Source organism: Methanofollis sp., assembly GCF_028702905.1.
Lineage (GTDB): Archaea > Halobacteriota > Methanomicrobia > Methanomicrobiales > Methanofollaceae > Methanofollis.
In genome coordinates, this window is sequence record NZ_JAQVNX010000126.1 from 1 (window position 1) to 5,224 (window position 5,224).

Annotated in this window: 5 protein-coding genes; 3 read left to right on the forward strand and 2 right to left on the reverse strand. The window is 64.9% G+C overall.

Translation table 11 applies throughout. The annotated features are described in order from the left end of the window. Nucleotides 1–154: 154 nt before the first annotated feature. Nucleotides 155–1,909, reverse strand: a complete 1,755-nt coding sequence (locus PHP59_RS11210; protein WP_300166994.1) for an RNA-binding domain-containing protein — start codon at nt 1,907–1,909, stop codon at nt 155–157. Between the two features lie 363 nt (nt 1,910–2,272). Here PHP59_RS11210 and PHP59_RS12730 point away from each other — a divergent pair, with 363 nt between their 5' ends. From PHP59_RS12730 to PHP59_RS11230, 3 genes are read left to right on the forward strand one after another with little or no spacing between them, the layout of a single operon-like run. Next, a complete protein-coding gene (locus tag PHP59_RS12730) occupies nt 2,273–2,884 on the forward strand; it encodes an MTH895/ArsE family thioredoxin-like protein (protein ID WP_366943766.1) in 612 nt (203 codons plus the stop codon). Further along, nucleotides 2,881–3,960 carry an ACR3 family arsenite efflux transporter gene (gene arsB / locus PHP59_RS11225; RefSeq protein ID WP_300166997.1) on the forward strand — a complete coding sequence of 360 codons (1,080 nt, stop codon included), beginning with the start codon at nt 2,881–2,883 and terminating at the stop codon, nt 3,958–3,960. The genes PHP59_RS12730 and arsB overlap by 4 nt, the downstream gene beginning before the upstream one ends. Next, nucleotides 3,960–4,820, forward strand: coding sequence for a universal stress protein (locus tag PHP59_RS11230; protein ID WP_300167000.1), 861 nt, complete (start codon nt 3,960–3,962; stop codon nt 4,818–4,820). The genes arsB and PHP59_RS11230 overlap by 1 nt, the downstream gene beginning before the upstream one ends. A gap of 31 nt (nt 4,821–4,851) precedes the next feature. Here PHP59_RS11230 and PHP59_RS11235 read toward each other — a convergent pair. Then, a partial coding sequence (locus PHP59_RS11235) for a carbonic anhydrase (RefSeq protein ID WP_300167003.1) occupies nt 4,852–5,224 on the reverse strand: 373 nt, incomplete at its 5' end.

Below are 5,224 nucleotides of genomic sequence, written 5' to 3' on the forward strand. Positions count from 1 at the left end.
CGTGTGCCGTGAGACGAGCACATGATGACCGTGTGATCCCCTTCCACAATAGAGACAGATATGTGCAGATCACAGAATCGATCACATAAATCCAGACATATGTGATCGATATGTGCAGATCACATATCTGATCACAAAAAACCGGGAATCGCCCTCACCCATGGTACCGATACCGGCTGCCCTTTCCCACACCTTGGCGGACAACCGCAGGGTCTTCGCACTGCAACTCTTTCATCAGCCGCACCACCTGATATCGGTCCAGACGGGTGATCTGCCTGATCTCCGCATTCGACAGACCGGCCTCGCCGTGCTCGGCCCGCTGCCGCAGCACGCTCAGCACCCGCGTCTTCGCCGCCTCCCAGTCGGTCCGTCGGTCACGGTCAGGGTGGCCCGCCACCATCAGCCGCCGGTGGAGGTCGGAGCGAAGGACCCAGTAGGTGCCCCGCCCGGTCCCCCCGCGGTCCAGGTAACCTCTCCGCGTCTCCATCTCGTGCAGGGTGTCCCGCGCCTCCCGCTCTGACCGCTGGATCAGGACCGCAGCCGTGTGCGTGTCGATCTCGGAGTGATGAAGAAGATAGGTGAGGAGGAGGAGATGATCGACCGTCAGCCCCTCCCCCTTCTCACTCTCCTCCTCGACAAACACCCGGACCGGCAGGGAGTAGTCCCCCGCCTTCACGGTCACCGTCACCGCGTCCCCCCGCTCGTCGATGATCGGCGGCTCCTTCCCCTCGGCCAGCATCGCCTTGTACATCCGGGGAACGCCGAGGTTGCTCCGATTCACCAGGCGCAGTTTGATGAGCGCCTCGACGAGGAGGGGGTTTCTGGCAACAGGCGGGTGGTGGAGGATATTCGCCGGCGATACCCCGCCGATGAACCCGCCCGGGTTTCCGATCTCCAGCATATGAGGATACTGGCGGACGAGGACCGGGCCGCCGATCCGAAAGTCGGCGTGGTAAAAGGCGTTCATCAGCGCTTCGCGGAGGACGATCTCGGGGTACCGGCGGAGCTCGAAGTGGAACATCCCCTGCTTCAGGGTCGTGATGGGGTTGTCGGCCATGATCCGATCGAGGACCCGGTCGATGGCGATCAGCATCGCGTCCCGCCCGTCCATGCGGTCCGAGTAGTCGGTGTCGTCGATCATGCGCAGGTGCGTCCACCCATAACCGGGAACGTGCCGGTATATCGAGCGCTCTTTGCCGGCGAGGATGATCCCGGCCCTGGTGATGTGGCCCGACCTGACAAGGCCGAGGGAGGTGAGGAGGTCGATGTCAGAGAGGCCGAGGAGGTCGTCGGGGGCTTTTTCCCGTGCTGCCGCCGCCCTGAGCACCTCCATGGCCGCCGCCGAGATGTGGGACTCGGGAGTTCCGGGGATCTCTTCGGCGGTGAAATCGGTCTCCCCGGTCTCCACACCGATGCGCCGCCGCAGGGTGCCGGTGAGGGGCTGGCAGTCTTTTCCGATCCTGATCTTCCCATGGCCGCCGGTGTCGGTGTAGGGCGGGATGCCGGGGTGGATCTGCATCAGGATGAGGCGGCCTGTCCCTTCGGGCACCTGCACCTCCTCGAAGACGGGCGTGATTTTCGGGTCGGTCGAGTCGTAGACGGCTTTTTTCAGGGGGTTGACGTCGATCTCGGGGGGGACGCCGACGATGGCGCGGTCTCTGCCGACGACGTGGTCACGAACACCGAAGACGACGGTGCCGCCACCGCCGTTGGCCATGCAGATGGCGTACTCGACGATCTGTTTGAGGGCGTCGTTCCGGCTGCGGGCGATCCATTCCTTGAAGTCGAGGTCCTGGTCTTCGAGGTCGTCGGCCGTGACGCTGTTGAGGTCGTCAAGGAGGAGGCTGACCTCGTCGGGGGGCGCATACAGGGTGTGCGTCCCTGGCGCATATAGGGTTGATTGTTGCACGATGGGGGATCTGCTGCTCCCGGATTCGCGCCGATTTCCGCCCTTTTTCCCGCCCTTCTCCCCCTCGATCCCGGCATGGCCCACCCCGCGTCCCTTCTCCCCCCGGAGCGGACATTCTACCTCCGATAAAACCGCACCTTTTCCCGTCGAATACGCAAAAACCCCCAGAACGGCACGTCCCAAAACGCGACCCATACTGCCGAGATCGAAGGGCCGGAAACGGAGAATGGGGGCCATATCAGCCATATTGGACCCCGGCGTTCGCCTTTCCTCCCTGTCGCCCCGGCTCGTTCCAGGCCTGCTGCGGAATGATTATACGACACACGGCCCCATGGCAGACATAGACAGAAGAGGGCGATGACCATGAAGATAGAGATCCTTGGAACCGACTGCGCGAAGTGCAGGCGCCTGGCAAAGAACGTCGAAAAAGCGGTCGCAGAACTCGGGATCTCCGCCGAGATCGAGAAGGTCGAGGAGATCACCGTCTTCATGGAGCGCGGCGTGATCTCGACCCCGGCGCTCGTCGTCGACGGCGACCTGAAGGTCTCGGGCCGGGTGGCCGACGTCGCCGAGATCAGGGCGCTCCTGCGGGAGACCACCCTCGTCGTCGAATGGCGGCACATCGGCGAAGACATCGACGCGACCTGCGAGAGGTGTGCCGCGACCGGCCGCACCCTCGCGGCGGTGCTGGACGAGATCCGGCCCCTGCTCGCGGCCCGGAGGGTCAGGGTGGAGGTGGTGGAGACGGTCCTCCCGCCCGAGAGGATCGCGGAGTCCAACACCGTCCTCTTCAACGGCACACCCCTCGAAGACCTCCTCGACGAGGTGCGGGTCGAGACGACGCCGTGCGTCTCCTGCTCCTGCATCACCGGAACGGACGCCTCGTGCCGGGCGATCGTCTGCGGGGACGAGGTCTGCGAGGCCGTGCCCGCCGACCTGATCCGGCGTGCGGCCCTGAAGGCGGTGGAGCGGTGACAGAACGCCGCCTCTCCACCTTCGAGAAGTACCTCACCCTCTGGGTGGCGCTCTGCATCGTCGCCGGGATCGCCCTCGGCCGGGTCGCTCCGGGCGTCGCCGTCGCCCTCGACTCCTTCTCCGTCTACCAGGTCTCGATACCCATCGCCATCGCCCTCTTCTTCATGATGTACCCGATCATGGTGAAGATCGACTTCGCCGAGGTGCTGCGGGCGGCCCGGACGCCGCGGCCGGTCGCCCTCACCCTCTTCGTGAACTGGGCGATAAAGCCCTTCACGATGTACCTCATCGCCACCTTCTTCCTGGGCTACCTCTTCGTCGGCTTCATCCCGGGCACCGAGGTGCTCCCCGACGGCACGGTCGTCGAACTCTGGCGGAGTTATGTCGCCGGGTGCATCCTCCTCGGCATCGCCCCCTGCACCGCGATGGTGCTGATGTGGAGTTATCTCGCCAGAGGCAACGACGGCCTCACCCTGATCATGGTGGCGATCAACTCCCTCACCATGCTCGTCCTCTACGCCCCGCTCGGCGGGTTCCTCCTCGGCGTGAACGCCATGCCCATCCCCTGGCAGACGATCCTCCTCTCGGTCGCCGTCTATGTGGCCCTCCCCCTCGTCGCCGGGTATCTCACCAGGAAATGGATCCTCGCCCGCAAGGGGATGGCATGGTTCGAGACGCGGTTCCTCCACCTGCTGACGCCGGTCTCGATCGTCGCCCTGCTCGGCACGCTCGTCCTCCTCTTCGCCTTCAAGGGGGACGTCATCGTCGAAAACCCCCTGACCATTCTCTGGATCGCGGTCCCCCTCTTCCTCCAGACGGTGCTCATCTTCACCCTCGGGTACTTCGTCCTGGCGCCGCGGCTCGGCCTCGTATACAGGGACGCCGCCCCGGCCGGGATGATCGGCGCCTCCAACCACTTCGAGGTGGCGATCGCCACGGCGACCATCCTCTTCGGTCTGGGGTCGGGGGCGGCGCTCGCCACGGTCGTCGGCGTGCTGATCGAGGTGCCGGTGATGCTGATGCTCGTGCGGATCTGCCTGCGGACGCAGGGGATGTTCCGGGGGGAGAGCGGATGATGGAGAGGATGCTCGTGCCCCTGGAGATCCACGGTTCTGCGGCGGCGATGAAGCCTGCCGTGGAGGAGATCGCCCGTCTCGGCGTCGGGCGGGCCGACCTGCTGTATGTGGTCAATATCCGCGACACGGCGGCCGACCCCGGCGTGCGGGAGCACGACCGGGAGGTGATGGCCGGGTGGACGGAGCGTCTTCTGGCCTGCGGTGTTCCCGACGTCAGGGCCGAGGTCGTCGACGGCATCCCCTGGATCGAGGTCCTGGAGAGGGCCGAGGCCGACCCGCCCTCTCTCATCGTGATGGGGTCGCACGGCCGCTCCCTCATCCCCCGCATGCTCCTGGGGAGCCAGACCGAGAACGTGCTCGCCCATGCGCCGGTGCCTCTCCTCGTCCTCCGCCTTGCGGTGCTGAAGGAGGGGGACCCGACGGCCTGCACCCTCACGACGGACGGGATCTTCCGCCGGATTCTCTACCTCACCGACTTCTCGGAGGAGGCGGAGAGGTGCATCCCCTTCATCGAGTGGATGGCCGGGGCGCGGCCCGAGCGCCTCGTGATCATGCACGTGCAGGACACCCGACGCCTCTGGACGGCGTCGCAGGACGAGATCGCGGCCTTCAATAGGGAGGACGCAATGCGGCTTGCAGGCCTGAAGAGGCACTTCGAACCCCCCGGCATCCCGCAGGTCGTCACCGACCTTGCGACCGGCAACGCCATCGACGAGATTCTCGGTGTCGAGGAGACATTTGCACCGACGCTCATCGTCATGGGGGCGAAGGGGCGTCACTCTGCTCTCCGCTCTCTCCTCGGCGGGGTGACGGCGGCGGTGGTGCACAGGGCGCGGGCGCACGTGCTCGTGGTGCGGTGAAGAGTCGCACCCTGCCGTCCGCGGGAGCAGGTCATGTCACCCGTGAAAGGGTGCCTGTTGCCAGGTCATAGTACAGGCCATGGACCTGCACTCTCCCCTCATCGACGGCCTCCCTGACAGAGGGGTACGTCATCAGGTGCTCAATCTGGAGCCTGACATTTTCCAGCTCAATCTGGTGAGCGCGTTCCTTCGGGTCTTTGGGCGTCTGTGCATTCGAAATACGGCCATCGACCCGCGTCTTTGCCTCACGGGCATCGTTGAGCCAGAGCGGGATATAGGGGTCCTGAAGATCTTTATCCAGCGCTTTCATGGCACCGCAATCGGAATGGCCGACGACAACGATCTCCTGTACCTCCAGGTAATTGACAGCATATTCAACAACCGTAACAAGGCTCCAGTCATGG